Source organism: Cytobacillus solani, assembly GCF_006704205.1.
GTDB lineage: Bacteria > Bacillota > Bacilli > Bacillales > Cytobacillaceae > Cytobacillus > Cytobacillus solani.
The window spans coordinates 4,049,538-4,064,557 of sequence record NZ_CP041305.1 but is presented as its reverse complement, the minus strand read 5'-3'; the positions used below and the strand labels follow the sequence as shown (position 1 = coordinate 4,064,557).

Here is a 15,020-nt window from a genome sequence, read left to right as displayed (position 1 = left end):
AAGTGAATCAATTTCCTTCGTTTTTAGTATGACCAAAATTCTTCTCCATACAACTTTATACAAAATTGCTTAACAACAATCTTTGAGTAAAGATGTCAAAAGTCACTTTAATGAAAAAGACTTTTGAACTATAATAAAAGCAATAGCAAATCAATTGAAAAATTGAGACGCAAAACCACAGATCTAAGGTAGTCATACTATGATGGCTGGGTTGCCGTATTTACTCTTACATAAGATAAATCGTAAAGGAGCTCTACCCTATGTTTAAGAAAACCTTTCTCGCTCTTCAGTTTATTTTTCCACTTCTATTAACCCATTGCTTTCCTGCAATGGGACAAGCACAAAACCCTTTATTGGACGTTAATAATTATCAAATTTACTATGGTCATTTAAATGATGTAAAAACCAAACAGCTTGGCAAAAATGATCTGGTTGTTATTGAGCCTCACGAAACAACAAAAGAACAAGTGGCTGAATTGAAAAAAAGCGGCACAATAACACTCGGTTATATTAGCATTATGGAATTGCAGGACTGGGATGACGCGTTTGTAGCCAAAATACAGGCAGATGACTATTTAAAAGTTAACGGTCAAAAGGTCTATGTTGAGGATTGGGATACCTATCTAATGGATATCACTAATAAGCATTATCAGCAATTATTGCTTGAAGAAATTGAAGAAGAAATTATTCAAAAGCAGTTTGACGGGATCATTTTAGACACTGTTGGCGATATTGATGATTTTTACAGCGATAACGAGGAATTGGCCGCAGACCTCCGTAATGGGTATGTCGAGCTTCTTCAAGTCATAACAAGTAAACATAAAGAATTGCTGTTACTGCAAAATTGGGGATTCGAAACTTTGAAAACTGCTTCCAAGGATTACGTGGATGCGATTATGTGGGAAGGCTTTAATAAAGAGCGTTTAACGAATAGCAGATGGGGACAAAATTGGATCAAATATTTCCAAACCCTGCAAAAGGAAGATAATATTGCAGTATTTACTGTGGCACCTAATAAAAGCAGTGCAAATTACAGTAAAAAGCAAGGCTTCGTTTCATACGAGAACAAAAATAGTATCTATAATTAATAAAAGGTCTGCCTTTTTTCCCGAGGCTGACCTTTCATATTATGAAATTAAGATGCATAATCACCGCTGTATTGAACAAGCGATACATCTTTAACCCCTTCTAGATTCGATAATTTATGAACAAATGCGGTATTATCCACCTTAAGCTTGATTTTTAATGTTAGCTCTGTCCAATTATTTCGAACAATTTTCGATTTCAGATCATAATTGAACTTAACAAGCTGTGCTTTAATCTCATCGTAGGCCATTTCGTCATAATGAATCACTAATAAATACGTTTCGTCCTTCCATTTCTTTTTTGAAAGGAAGAAGACAGCGATGGAAATAAAAATGGATCCAAAAATCGCTACTGGATATACGTTTGCTCCAATCGCAATACCTGCTGTAATCGCCCAAAACAAAAACACGATATCCAGCGGGTCCTTCAGTGCTGTCCGAAAACGTACGATACTTAATGCTCCGACCATCCCTAAGGACAGAACGATATTCGTGCTTATTGTCATAATGACAAGAGAAGTAATCATCGTCATTAAAACGAGTGTTACATTGAAATTATGACTATAAACAACACTTCGAAACGTTTTCTTATACACATAATAAATAAATAGTCCAACAATGAATGAAGCAAGTGTTCCAAAGAAAATTTCTAGAACCGATACACTTGTAAATGTATCTGAATTTAAAATACTTTTTTTGATAATGTCATCAAAATTTATCCGATCACTCATATAAATATGTCCTCTCTCTACACTATTGCTTATAATAGGTCATGCCTGCTTCCCGGCAAATCACATACTTGGAAATGGCTGAGCGCTGATGGCTATCGAGCTGCAGAATATCTCGAATGTAGTCTGGCAAATAGGTATTAAATTTTACTTCCATAATCATTAAAGGTTCCTGTAGCGCTTCAATTGTAACGATATCCTTTTCAAAGATATCGATCGAATTAATACCCGCACTTAAATACTTATCAAAGGTGATTCGTACATCCTCGATATCTTCCTTATAAGCCTCTCTTACATAATCGACAATGATTTTGGGCGACATATGCTGGGTTCTCATAAATAGATAAAAATCCTTTGCAACACTGTTATTTTTATCAAGTAAAAAATCATAATCCCACATTAATAACCGCTCATATTCATCTCTTGATATAGATATGGATTCTTTGTTAATCATCTCTCCATACCGATTCTTTTTTTCAAGCTTGATGATGTGATCACTTTGATTATATATACGGATCCGCAACTTTTTCCTCTTATAAATGCCATAATTTTTTTCAAACAAGTCACTATCATACACATTGTCAAAATAAAGACTGCGAATGTGATATCCCTCTTCATTCACCATGTTCACGTCTCTTTTAAGTACTATTTGTAATTTTTTTCTTAAAAGCTCATACTCTCTGACATTAATATAAAACTTCAATTCATGACGTAACTTTTTCATCCTTTACTTCCCTTTAGTCATTAATAAATTAATTAACGATCATTTTTTTGACCCCAAAATATTTTGATCCATCCTCATCCTCATAAAGATCAAATGCTGTTTGAACATTATTTTTTGCATCTTTTGCAACAACTCGCCAATAATAAGTCCCTTTTGATAGCTGATAAGCGTATTGCGTTTCTATCATATCTTTTTTCTCGTGAACGATATGTGAAAATGCTGGATCTGTACTTATTTGCAGCGTATAGAATAAATCATCTCCTTGGATATCGTAGGATGGGTCCCATGTAAATACATGTTGATTTTTCTCATTTTTGTAATCATCTAAGAAAAATGGCATGGGTTTCTCAAGGTTTTTGTAGTAAACTTCCTTATTAAGCAGTGATTCATTTACAATTCCGTAATATACATCATCAAAATCAGCAATTTCTACATCTAAGTAATCTTTATCAGGTGACTTTTTAACAAATTGACTAACTGTTTGGTAGTATTGATCTAATAATTTCTTTGTGGTTTCGGGATTAATAATTGCTGCTAGTTCTTCGATTTTCTTCGTTAACACTTCAACATTTTTTGGATCCTTGAAGAAGCGCTTATGAAGGACAGAGCCCCAGTAATTTGATAATCCATCCTGCCAATCTGCCAGTTCTGAATGCTTTTCTTCTGTAGGTGAAGACCTCCAAGCGCCATCATAATCCCAAGGGAGGAAGTACCATTTTTCTGAATTAGATGGACAATACAAATAAAAGTTCTGTGTGGTTACATCACTATTTCCCATAAGTATGTTGGTTGCTATCCATGTTAAATAATTTTCTTTATCAAAATGACGCTCAACTACCTCATTAATATTTAATTTTTGGTTGTTAACATCATCTAACATAGTGAGTAATTTACGATGGTCATTACTCCCCTTGCTTTCTAGTATCATTTCAAATTCATCTTTGTTAAATGATGAATCCGTTTCTAGCTTCAATTGGTCAGAATAGCGGAAAAACTCAAAATTTGTTGCTTTATAGAGATTCCCATTTGAATCCAGCCCATGTGCTGCAAGAAAGCGTTCATTCGCCTGCTCAATTTGTGTGTATAACCCATAGTCTTCAAATTTACCAGTTGAATCTTTTTTCGTTAAATCCTTTACATATAAATGTACAAACTGTGTACGCATGCTTGTCAAACCAGGAATTTTCGTAAAATAATCAAATGATAGTTTATTGCGGACTCTGGTCGCATCATACGGGTGTTTATTTAAATTTAACGTTTTTTGTCCTCTCCAAAGGCCAGCACTATCATACAATTTTATTTTAAAGGATTTTTGAGCAGCGACACGTGTTGACTTTCCCCTTAATTGAATCGATGCATTCATTTCTGTTTCATCGAATCCGAACAAGCCCTCTTTTATCCCCTTAGCTGTCCCCTCCTGAATCATAATATCTAGTTTAGGTGAGGTAGTCTCACTATTATGAATACTATACCAATTATTCAGTTCATAAAATGATGCTTCATTTTCTTTCCCAATCGTAATGTAAAAAGTAACGACAGAATCCTTTTTCTCAAATTCGTACAGTCGTGGATCCTCACCAAAAACTTTTTCTTCACTATCCTCTGTTTGAACTGGCGGGATCTCATTTTTATCTTCCTTATTCATTCCAATATCGTCCGTACATCCAGAAATCATCAGTATGGAAGCGATCAAAGAGAACCATAAAATATATTTTTTCATTTTCCTAATTCCTCCAACTCACAACTCTTATTTGCCAAACTAGAATTGTTTTATTTTTTTCTTCGGTATAAGCGGTTGTGAGCAAAACGTGTAATAATCAATTCTATTTAAGTATTTGGATAATTTCCATAATGCAAACGATAAACCAATAAATGCAGTGATAAATATCGAATAGCCATAATTTCCAATATTCAAGAAAATGAAAGTTAAAAGCATACTCCCTACTGTATAAATAATCGTTGTCCAGCTTGCCCCTTTTTGATCATCATAGTAGAGAAGTAATAAAACAACGGTATACATTATAATAAAAAAGAGAAATCCTAAAACGAAAAAGATAAATAATTGAATTTGGTCATAGGTTAGTCCTAATAAGGGAAGAAATTTTAACCCTAATGCAATAGAGCATATCGCTACAAATAATTGAATTTCTGCAATAAAAGACAGTTCAAGCGATAAAACCTTAAACATATCTCTCTTTGCAGATAAGATATCCTTTAGAGGAAATGAGTTTAATATACGATTATAGTAGGTTTTATATGCTGTATAAAAGTTCGTTTCAACAGAAACAACAAATAATACCATCGCGGGAAGGACACTTAAGTATGCAAAGAACACAGGTACATCATAAAAAGGTGCAATCACGAATGTATCTTCAACGATATGCTGATGCTTCCCCTGCCAGACAATAAAATTATGACCATATAGCCCTAATGTATAGCAAAAGCCGCATATAAACAGCAAAGGATACTTCTTCATATACGATAGGAAAAGAAAGTATTTGAAATTATTCACCTTAAAGAAATCTCGAATATACTGCGTAAACTTTATCAGCATGAAAAAGAATCCAATATCCAAACAAATCATCATCGCTGTCGCACTATAAATATGAAGAAACTTAATACAGATATAAACAGCCAAACCTGAAATAATCACACCGATTAAAAAACTTTTAACAATTTTCATATAATCCTTCAATGCAGACACATACATGCATTGGATCCAGACGATAATCAATTCAACAAAAAGAATGTAGGAAACAATTTTAAACGTTATGTCCAATGGAGAAAAGGAAAAAAATACGAATGCACTCATACCGCCAAAGAACACGCATATGGCAATCACACCAAACATCGAAGCTAATATATTCTCGTATTTTTCTAAGAATAGTTGATCTGCTATATACCTTGATACAATTAAGTTAAAGCCGCCAGTAATTATTTGAGAAAAAATCAAGGCATACTGGGTTGCAGCCAAAAACAATTCTCTTTCAGCATATGGGGTATTCACAGAAATAAGCAGCTGCTGTGCGACAGTCATGAGTAAAATGCATAATGCAAGCGGTCCGACTGTAACGATTGCAGAATAGCTATATGCACGGACATTAGCCAAAAGCCCTCGTTCATTAAACATTTTTTTTAATTGAAAACCTATCCCTGCCATATGTTATCCACCATATCTTTGTAGAGTTGTTTGTATTGAGCAATAAAGCTTTTTTTCGAATAAAAAAGAATCGCTCGTTCCCTTCCTATTGCCCCCATACTTTGCCTTTTCTGATCATCTTTACATAATTGAATAATAGCCCTAGCCATTTCAACATATTGCATGACTGGAACGACGATCCCCGCTTGTCCTAAATCATCACGTTCTCCCATCAATATACCTCTGCAATTTCCTACATCTGTTGCTACAAAAGGCTTTCCACTGGCCATGCCTTCGAGAAGCACAAGTGGCTGTCCTTCACTAATACTTGATAGCACGAGAACATCCATTCGTTTAATATATTCACGAACATTCACCTCACCCGTGAATATCACATCTTCTACTTGCAAATTTTCGGCTAATTGGATGCATTCCTCATAGTATTCTTCGTCCTCATCGGTTGGACCCATAATAAAGAATTTTGAGCTTGGCAGTTCTTGTTTTACGATGGCAAAACTTTGTATCATCGTTTTAATATCCTTTATCGGCACCACACGTACAATTGCACCAATGTTTAATCCATTCTGATTAATTGCATTCCCAGTTGGCAGCTGATGATAATCTTCGGAATTCACCCCATTTGGGATGATGGATATTTTGCTTGGAGAACATCCGAGTTCTTCTTGTATCTCCATATTCTTTTGAAATAATGTGATGACTTTATCCGCAGTATCATATGCACAAGTTGACATATTGTAGAAATATTGAATCCATAAATCTTTAAAGTACCCTTTTACCCATTGGGCTTTAATGATCTCTTCTTCTCTTTCTCTTGTATAGATCCCATGTTCAGTCATTAGAAAAGGCTTTTGGTACATGTATTTCCCTAGGCTGCCAAGGACTCCCGCATAGCCAGTTGAAACACTATGATAGAGGTCTGCCTCTGGAAGGGGGTGCTTAATACATATTAACAACGGCAAAACCATGGATCGCATCGACCAAAACATATCTGTAAACGGGATCTGGTCATATTTTTCTAAACATATTTCATGAACAATATCAAAGAAATCCTTGCTCTTTAAAAAATTGACCGCTGAATCAATTCTTTCCCCTGAAAACATAGATAACAGTGTGTCCCAATCAGGCTTTCTGCTATCTAACAACGATTTAAGTGCCTTTTTCTCTTTTTCTGTTAATTTATAGTCACGGCCCCACTTGTCTTCTTCCTCAGTAAAGTCATCTAAGAATACTTCCTCCACATGACTGACATTAGGGGGAAGCTGATACTTAAATTTCCCCTTTGATTTTTTTTCTGCGCCAATCGCATAAATAATAAATTCATGCTCTGACATATTTGTTAATATCGTTTGAACCCAACTTGACACCCCTCCCGTTCCATATGGATAGGAGCCTTCCGCAATGATGCATATTTTCATTTACTCAATCAACCCTAACTCAATCGTTGGTTTTTTTGCTTTCACGAAGTACACATCATCATCAATTCTTTGTACCTCGCAATTTTCCAGCTTCCCAATTTTCTTCTTCGTTCGAAGGATAAAATGTAACTCACCAGAGAATTTATCTATTTGGATAGTTAATCGATCTTTTTTCTCTTCAATATATACATCAGCTTGTAAATAGTTAGTAAGCTGTTTTCCTGCATTACTTGCCGTAATACTCCTTAGCCAAGGATAATCTGTATGAACTTCACTCATGAATTGGTTATATTCCTTCCCAAGCTTGCTCCATTTTTTCTTCGCTGAACGGTCATCATCTAAAATATCATCAGGATGGATAAAATGAGAAAATACGCCAAGCGATGTCATAGCATTTGCCATGGCCCATTTCTTTTTCTTCGTGTATTCATAGCCAGATGTGATTCTTGGAAAGTAAATAAAGGGATCTCCTTTGCTAAATTCATGTACAGTTGTATATTCTACGCTATCTGGAATATATATGGATGACAGAATACTTATTGATGGAATCGCATTGTTAAGTGCTGCTTCCCCTACTTCGTCAATCCGATTAGAAGGAGGGACATAAGTCTTTATTTCATAATTAGGAAATAAAGACTTTACATAGTTTTCCACTGTGTTCAGCGATGCCTCCATGTCTTCCTGATTTTCCCATTCATGATACCCTAAATCTTCTACAGCTTTAGGGTCCACTGTTAAAGATTGATGGTTATAGCCATGGATGCCAATTTCTCCTCCCATCTTTAACAACTCACGACCGAATTGAACATATGTATTCCGGTCATGTTCTTCTACTTTAAAGGGAGGGGTGACCTTATCAGTATATGTTTGAATCACAAGCCCCGTATATTTCACATCATAATTAGCGGCACTTTTTTGCATTTCTGGCCACCAAATATCCTCGTAAAAACTCGGGGTATCTCTTCGATACTCATCATAGATAATCTTGTTCTTTCCTTCCGGAATAGGTGCAGGGAAATCATCAATATACACGACCTTCATATCCATAATTGGATAAATAAAGTCTTCATTTAACAAACTAAAGGCACCTGTGATTATCCCTCTATTTTCTTTTGTTTCGAGCATCGTCCCATTGAAGACCATAAATTTTCCTTTTTTATAAGTTGTATCCCATAACAAAGGAACATGATCAATCGATTCAGCATAAATAGTAGATCGCTCATCTAGGCCGACAGATAAAGAGGAATTCTCTGGTATCTCCCCGTTCTTCATGACTAGGTTGTCCTGTTTAATTAATAGATTGGAAGTAAGTTTCAACCCATTAGGAATGATAAATTCTCCAATCTCATAGATGCCTAATTTTCGATATAAATTTTGCAAAGAACCTTTTATTTCAGGACGAATTGCGAAAAACACTTTCCCGCCTTCAGCCGTGTATTCTTCAAGCATCTTCATATTTGGCAGTGCACTAATTTCTTCAAATGTAACAACAACATTCTTATATTGATCGAATGAAGCTGGAATATTTGAAAGTGTGACAGCCGTTGATTTTTTCTTCATATAGCTGAGTGTTTGCGCAATATTATCCTTCAAATGCATACTTGAAGAATCCTTTTCATTATAGAGGAGTAAGTACTCTTCTTCTTTTAATCCTTTTAACGTTTCATCTGAAAGTCTTGAAATACTTGATACGTTGTCATTTACACCGATGATTGCCTTATTAGGCAAGTATTTAAGAATATAATTTGAGTTAAATACCCCTAGAAACACTCCAATAATTAATACAAACAAGATAACAAGGTATATTGTTTTTCCCAATTTAAATTTATAATCCATTTGTCTCACCATATAACCAAAATCTTATTTTATTTAATCCTTGGGGAGTAAGTCTAACAGATGATTGTCTAAGCATCTGTAAAATTTCATGAAACTTCTTTTGATTTTTAACTGAATAGTAGAGTTTCATTGACATAAAATAGGCTTCCTCTTCATTTGAACAGTGCTGTAAAAAGATTTGACTGTATTTTTCAGCTGTTTCGAGCTCTCCTAGCTGAAGGTCACAATTAATCTTTTCAATATAAAACTCTTTTTCAATTGGCATGATTTCAATTATTTTTTCTAGAATTTGTGAATATCGATAGGAATACTGTTTCACTGTTCGATCATCCAAGAATCCTGTATTTAAATAGTTTTTAATCACTTGTCCAAATGCAATCAAAAGCTCCAAGTCATTCTGATTTTCCTCTAATTGATATTCCATCTGTCCAATAGTATTTAACAGCTTTCCCTTTATATCCTGTATCGCTGTAGCAGCATAGTGCGATGTCTCTGTATCGTCATTTTGTAGTGCTGTTTGCAATATTCCAATATGATTAAATGTATCATTTTTTAATAGATCCATTAGCATTCTGCGCTTCGTCTGAATATCATTCAATAACAAAGCATCCTTCATTGGAACAATGCTAGTCTCTTTTTCAAAATCAATCTTTTGTAAAATTTTCACTTGTTCTTTATTTTTTATTATCAAGCTATCTGGAATAACTTGACCTTCATTTCTTAATTGATGAAACATAAAATACAAAATGATGAAGCCGACAAAAGGACAGAAAAACGTCATCACTAACTTGACAGGAAAATTTCTTTTACTTTTCCGATATTCAACCATCAAGTAAATAACAGCAGCAAGGTAATATACAAATAAAGCACTAAACATGAACTTCTCCCTCTTTATAATGGTGTTGTTCAATAACCTTTTGGATACGATTGATCACTGATTTCGCATTCTCTTTATCTGTATTAGAAAGAAGAATCCAGTAGGTGCCGTCCTCAGCCTTGCCTATGCTGTCAGAATCTCTTAATGAAGCATGTATTCGATTTATGACATTTACCATATTCTCTATAGGTACAATACGCAATAAGTAATAAGGGATATTGAGTTGTTCTTTTGCTTTCTTCTTACTCTCTATTGCCATTTTAAAATAGTCTGGCTTCAGAATATTTGTTCCTTCTATATAGCGTTCATGATGTGTAGCATTGACAAACTCATATGCCCTTGCAACAGATGCAGTAATTAGATTGGTCACTACATGAAATAGATTCTCATGATATAAGGTTAGATGGTCAAAATTCATTTCATTCGTACATATAACAGCAACCGCATGATCATCTTTCCATATTGGTGCAATCATCATCGGAAAATTCGGATCCATTTCTCGATTAATAAAAGTTTTATTTTCTTCTACTGCTCTCGCATAAGGAGTATTTGGAATGATCTCTATCGATGTTGGAAATTGAGAATTCTCAACATTGGACTTTGAAACTAGTCGTAAAAAACGATTTCCTTTACCAACTAGATAGATAGATGCTTCCTTTGTTTTCATAATTTGTTCTAGTACACTAATAACTCCATTGAATACATCATCAGGTTCAAGACTATCAATCTTCTTGATAATCGAATATATTTCTCCAACACTATCCGCAGAATATAGGATTTGAGTTTGTAATTCGTCCTTTACTTTCCGGGTTTCCGTATAAATATCATCAAGCAATTGATACTTATCTTGAAATAACTGCAATTCACTTTTTGCGGTTTCCTCTCTTAAATGTTTACGATCAATGACATATCCAACGAGTAGAGCAACAAATAAATAAACAGCGAATTGGATTAAGGTCGTATGATCTGTAAACAACGACACGATTTCTCTTCCATTCATTAAACCTTGCCAGCTATATACTAGAACCGAAAGCCCACATCCAATTAGAGCCTGTACTTTACCAAAGATGATTCCAGCAGAAAGAATATATAAAAGTAATAAATCAATATTGAATAAAAAATCTCCCACTTTTAAATGAAGAAAGGCAATAAAAATAAATAGAATAATATTTTCAATGTAGGGTAGATACGTTTTCTCAGAATGGTTAAATTTGGTGGATGCGTGCACTTTTCCTTTTTTTTCACGTTTTTTCTCCTTAACAGAACTATTTTTTTCTGCCGCTAACCATTCGTACGTTCGTTTTACTCCCTCTTCTAAGGGATACTTAGGACTCCAATCAACTTCTCGTTTTACTTTATGATTATCAAGTCTGGAATATTTTATGTCTCCTATTCTCACTGGCTTGAAAACTATTTCTGGTAGATCAGCCATCTCTTTAAAATACTCCACAAGCTGATTAATGCTCGTTTCCGTATTCGTTGAAAGATTCATTAGTCCAGTTACATTACTTAAAACGGAACGAAAAATGGCTTCAGCGACATCTTCCACGTAGATAAAATCTCTTGTCTGTGTACCGTCACCATAAATCGTTAATTCTTCATTATTTAATATTTTGTTAGAGAATATGGATATAACACCGCCTTCTCCTTCACTTCTCTGTTTTGGACCATACACATTCGAAAACCGGAAGCAAGTAGTATCTAGCTGGTATAGGTCATTCCACTTTTGACAATAGTATTCACCTAGCTGTTTATTAATCCCATAAGGTGAGAAGGGTTTACACGCTGATTCCTCATTTAATGGAATTTCTTCATTATTTCCATATACAGCAGCAGAAGACGCAAACACAAATTTTGAAACCTTATATTTACCTGCAAGCTGCAAAATATTAACAAGCCCCAGCATATTTACTTTAGAATCCAATGCTGGACTCTGAATAGACTTTTCTACATCAACCTGAGCAGCTAAATGTATCACAATATCAAATTTATTCGTTCTAAATATTTGTTCACATTGTTCATCATCAATATTAAGAAGATAAGATTGATGGCGGAATTGAACATTGCTCTTTTTCCCGGTAGTCAAATTATCAAGTATGTGGATTTCATGACCTTCCCGATAAAACTTCTCTGAAACATAAGATCCAATAAAACCGTATCCGCCAGTAATTAACACTTTCATAGAATACCCCTTTTTGACTATTTCTTTAATCCTATTTCATGACCGAAAAAAAAGGACCTTCATGTGCTATTACGTTATTTTACAATATAGCAGTTATTAAATTCTATATTCCTTATTTACACTATAGTAATTTCATAAATAGCCCAATATATAGTTTAATACCCACTTCTGAACAATTTCTGAACAAAATACCATAAGCCTTGGTCATTGCCGTACAAACTGGAAGGTCTCCGACTGAGATAAAAGAAACACGGTAAGCGCGAGCGAACCGATGTTGACTTATCGTAGGGAGGAGACCTTCCAGTTTGATAGGAGATAGGCGCTGGAACTAGCAGTTCTAAAATTTTTAAAATTGTTATACTTTCTATAAAAAAAGACGAAAGTCCTAATCGACCTCGTCTTCTTCGACTTTATGAAGTTTATTTCCCGTCTACGACTTCCTTTAAGATTTCATAGGAACGCTTTTGTTTAACCGGATCAAAAATATAAGACACAGCCATGATTTCATCCACATTATATTGATTTTGAAAACTAATAAGCTGTTCTCGAATGGATTTTTTGCTTCCTAGCAAAGTCACACTAGACATGGCTGAAGCCATGTCTTTTTCAGGCTGACTCCAGATACGATCCATGTTATCAACTGGCGGACTTAATAGGGTTCTCGAACCGCGGACAACATTCAAGAAAAATTGCTGCATCGTCGTTGATTCGAATTTGGCCTCCTCATCACTATCAGCTGCAATCACATTTAAGCATACCATCATATATGGGGAAGCTAGATATTCCGATGGCTGGAACCGTTCACGATAAATGGATATTGCTTCGCCCATATATTTTGGGGCAAAATGGGAAGCAAATACATAAGGCAAGCCTAATTTAGCAGCTAAATAAGCAGAGTCCGTAGATGATCCAAGGATATAGATCGGTATATTTGTTCCAACTCCTGGATAAGCTCTAACATAACTTTGCTCTTCTTCTGGGCCAAAATACGTAAGCAAAGCCTTCACATCTTCAGGAAACGTGTAGACTGAATCATTTTTGGAGCGTCTAAGTGCACCTGCTGTCATCATATCTGTACCTGGAGCACGGCCTAAACCTAAATCTAAACGATCCGGATAAATGGTTGCCATCGTCCCAAATTGTTCAGCGACAACTAATGGGGAATGGTTAGGCAGCATAATTCCTCCAGACCCGATACGTATTTGTTTTGTATGTTCTAAAACGTGTTTAATTAAAATGGAAGTAGCTGAACTTACAAGAGTTGGGGAATTATGATGTTCCGCAATCCAATAGCGAGAAAAGCCCATATCTTCCGTTGCTCGCGCTAAATCAACCAGCGCATCAATCGCTTCTTTCGCACCCTGCCCTTGACGGATCGGTGCAAGATTTAAGACTGATACTGGAATTTGTATATTTGTCATTACCAATTACCCTTCCTTATTGAAGATTCATTCCTATAGTAACAATTGGGACAAGAGAAACAAACTTATTTGCTTACGACTGATTTATGGCTATTCATTTCTACTTTCATTTGTTGTCTTAAAGCATTTATTTTTTTATTCCTATTAAAAAAGTTTCAATAAGGAAGTAGAAGCTTTCATTTATATCTAATTCCATAGCAAAACCGCCTTTTTGTTCAATAGAAGCGAAGCCATGTAAAATACTGCGGAATCCTCTCGTCGCATGAACTGCATTTACTCCATGAAGTCCGTATTGCTGCAAAACTTGAATAACTAAGTTCACTATCTTTTCTGATGCAAGCTTTATATCGGTATCTTCCATATCAATTGTGTAAAAAGTTGCTTCATAAAGTCCAGGTTTCCTGCGAGCAAATGTGAGATAGGCTTCACCCATAGCACGAACTGCATCATCTCCAGCTCTTTCTGCCGCGGCTCGAGACAAATATCGCTCAAGTTCTTCAATCCCATATAAGGCTAATTCCTTGCGAAGTCCTGGTAACCCCTCAATATGATTATATAAGGATGGCGGACGAATATTTAATTTTCTTGATAAGGTCGCCAATGTCACTGCTTCTAGACCATCTGCATCTGCAATTTCAGCTGCTGCCTTTACAATTGTATTCAAATCAAGTCCTATTCTTGGTGACATCGTTTATCTCCCTTTCCCTAAATTGTATTCTGCCCGTTTAATAGCTAACTCTATTTGCTCGTGAGGATGAAGTAACATTTTTCCATGGCCAATTGCTAGCAAGGCTGGTGAATAGTCCCGTATTTTTAATGCGCTCTTAACAGAGTCCTCTTTACTCCACGTTCCAAAAGCTGGAAAGGGAAACATTAGCTGTACTTGTCCCGCTACTGCCATTCCGCCTCTAGACTGAAATGCATCACCAGCAATCAGAGACTGATTTCGTGTATCAAGAAAGGAAAAAGAACCTGGTGTATGTCCTGGAGTAGCTATGGACAAAAGTGAACCGATCCGATCCCCTTCATGAAGCAGAATATTCGCTCGTGTTTTTAATGATTTTGGTACACCACCTTTGATCGGTGTTTGAGCTTCTCCTTCATCCAAGCTTCGATCCCCTTCCATTAGACGGGCGTCCCTCTCTGAAATCAGTACATCCGCGTGTGGCAATGCTGCTTTTAAATGATCTAATGCACCAACATGGTCATCATGTGCATGCGTTAAGACGATTCGAGTAATTGGTTTTCCAATTTTCTTAGCAGCTTCTAATATCCCTTTTGCGCTAAATGGCATTGCTGCATCAATAAGTGTTAGCGTATCCTCTTCCTCAACTAAATAGCAATTCACAGGAAAAATATTAGCCAAAAAGGTCATTTGATAAATAGTTTCTATTTTTGTCATTTTCATATAGTTATTCCCCCATCCTAAAAACTAATATCGTTAGTTTTATAATAACTAATAGCATTAGTTTTTGGCAATAGGTATTTATTATTTTGTTCTAAAATGATTTTCCCCATTTTCATCAGTGACCTTGCCTTTTTATTCGCAAAAATGTTATGGCAATTGTATAGTAGATTTAAATAAATGCTTC

The 15,020-nt window shown here is 35.4% G+C and carries 12 protein-coding genes and 1 riboswitch; of the genes, 1 reads left to right on the top strand and 11 read right to left on the bottom strand.

Translation table 11 applies throughout. The annotated features are described in order from the left end of the window. The first annotated feature begins 134 nt into the window (after positions 1-134). Positions 135-219: riboswitch (cyclic di-GMP riboswitch) on the top strand. A gap of 41 nt (positions 220-260) precedes the next feature. After that, on the top strand, positions 261-1,088 hold the full coding sequence (locus FI644_RS20385) for an endo alpha-1,4 polygalactosaminidase (RefSeq protein ID WP_053476409.1): 828 nt from the start codon (positions 261-263) through the stop codon (positions 1,086-1,088). Positions 1,089-1,135: 47 nt separating this feature from the next. On the opposite strand, the gene FI644_RS20380 is transcribed toward FI644_RS20385, so the two are convergent. The 11 genes from FI644_RS20380 to FI644_RS20330 all read right to left on the bottom strand — a co-directional run bounded on the left by FI644_RS20380 (position 1,136) and on the right by FI644_RS20330 (position 14,836). Then, a complete protein-coding gene (locus tag FI644_RS20380) occupies positions 1,136-1,816 on the bottom strand; it encodes a DUF4956 domain-containing protein (protein ID WP_181758135.1) in 681 nt (226 codons plus the stop codon). A 22-nt stretch (positions 1,817-1,838) separates the two neighbouring features. Continuing rightward, positions 1,839-2,537, bottom strand: a complete 699-nt coding sequence (locus FI644_RS20375) for a polyphosphate polymerase domain-containing protein (protein ID WP_142108771.1) — start codon at positions 2,535-2,537, stop codon at positions 1,839-1,841. A gap of 28 nt (positions 2,538-2,565) precedes the next feature. Beyond that, the gene (locus FI644_RS20370; protein WP_142108770.1) at positions 2,566-4,257 is read right to left on the bottom strand and encodes a CotH kinase family protein; all 1,692 of its coding nucleotides are present in this window, start codon (positions 4,255-4,257) and stop codon (positions 2,566-2,568) included. A 39-nt stretch (positions 4,258-4,296) separates the two neighbouring features. Continuing rightward, positions 4,297-5,697, bottom strand: a complete 1,401-nt coding sequence (gene pelG / locus FI644_RS20365; RefSeq protein WP_142108769.1) for an exopolysaccharide Pel transporter PelG — start codon at positions 5,695-5,697, stop codon at positions 4,297-4,299. Then, positions 5,685-7,112 (bottom strand): GT4 family glycosyltransferase PelF, encoded by a 1,428-nt coding sequence (pelF, locus tag FI644_RS20360; RefSeq protein WP_142108768.1) that lies wholly within the window; start codon positions 7,110-7,112, stop codon positions 5,685-5,687. The genes pelG and pelF overlap by 13 nt, the downstream gene beginning before the upstream one ends. Beyond that, a complete protein-coding gene (locus tag FI644_RS20355; protein WP_181758134.1) occupies positions 7,113-8,948 on the bottom strand; it encodes a DUF2194 domain-containing protein in 1,836 nt (611 codons plus the stop codon). Further along, positions 8,938-9,825, bottom strand: a complete 888-nt coding sequence (locus tag FI644_RS20350; RefSeq protein WP_142108766.1) for a hypothetical protein — start codon at positions 9,823-9,825, stop codon at positions 8,938-8,940. The genes FI644_RS20355 and FI644_RS20350 overlap by 11 nt, the downstream gene beginning before the upstream one ends. Beyond that, positions 9,818-12,007, bottom strand: a complete 2,190-nt coding sequence (locus FI644_RS20345; RefSeq protein WP_053476417.1) for an NAD-dependent epimerase/dehydratase family protein — start codon at positions 12,005-12,007, stop codon at positions 9,818-9,820. Before FI644_RS20345 ends, FI644_RS20350 begins: the two co-directional genes overlap by 8 nt. Positions 12,008-12,426: 419 nt before the next feature. Beyond that, positions 12,427-13,428: an LLM class flavin-dependent oxidoreductase gene (locus FI644_RS20340; protein WP_053476418.1), complete on the bottom strand. Its 1,002-nt coding sequence runs from the start codon at positions 13,426-13,428 to the stop codon at positions 12,427-12,429. Between the two features lie 127 nt (positions 13,429-13,555). Beyond that, entirely contained in the window at positions 13,556-14,116 is a 561-nt protein-coding gene (locus tag FI644_RS20335) for a TetR-like C-terminal domain-containing protein (RefSeq protein ID WP_053476419.1), read from the bottom strand. A gap of 3 nt (positions 14,117-14,119) precedes the next feature. Further along, positions 14,120-14,836 carry an MBL fold metallo-hydrolase gene (locus FI644_RS20330; protein WP_053476420.1) on the bottom strand — a complete coding sequence of 239 codons (717 nt, stop codon included), beginning with the start codon at positions 14,834-14,836 and terminating at the stop codon, positions 14,120-14,122. Positions 14,837-15,020 lie beyond the last annotated feature (184 nt).

Coding starts and splice junctions, on each gene's coding strand:
- FI644_RS20355 (WP_181758134.1), bottom strand. CDS start 8,948: ATGGATTATAAATTTAAATTGGGAAAAACAATATACCTTGTTATCTTG.
- FI644_RS20370 (WP_142108770.1), bottom strand. CDS start 4,257: ATGAAAAAATATATTTTATGGTTCTCTTTGATCGCTTCCATACTGATG.
- FI644_RS20335 (WP_053476419.1), bottom strand. CDS start 14,116: ATGTCACCAAGAATAGGACTTGATTTGAATACAATTGTAAAGGCAGCA.
- FI644_RS20340 (WP_053476418.1), bottom strand. CDS start 13,428: ATGACAAATATACAAATTCCAGTATCAGTCTTAAATCTTGCACCGATC.
- FI644_RS20345 (WP_053476417.1), bottom strand. CDS start 12,007: ATGAAAGTGTTAATTACTGGCGGATACGGTTTTATTGGATCTTATGTT.
- FI644_RS20350 (WP_142108766.1), bottom strand. CDS start 9,825: ATGTTTAGTGCTTTATTTGTATATTACCTTGCTGCTGTTATTTACTTG.
- FI644_RS20375 (WP_142108771.1), bottom strand. CDS start 2,537: ATGAAAAAGTTACGTCATGAATTGAAGTTTTATATTAATGTCAGAGAG.
- FI644_RS20380 (WP_181758135.1), bottom strand. CDS start 1,816: ATGAGTGATCGGATAAATTTTGATGACATTATCAAAAAAAGTATTTTA.
- pelG (WP_142108769.1), bottom strand. CDS start 5,697: ATGGCAGGGATAGGTTTTCAATTAAAAAAAATGTTTAATGAACGAGGG.
- FI644_RS20330 (WP_053476420.1), bottom strand. CDS start 14,836: ATGAAAATGACAAAAATAGAAACTATTTATCAAATGACCTTTTTGGCT.
- FI644_RS20385 (WP_053476409.1), top strand. CDS start 261: ATGTTTAAGAAAACCTTTCTCGCTCTTCAGTTTATTTTTCCACTTCTA.
- pelF (WP_142108768.1), bottom strand. CDS start 7,112: ATGAAAATATGCATCATTGCGGAAGGCTCCTATCCATATGGAACGGGA.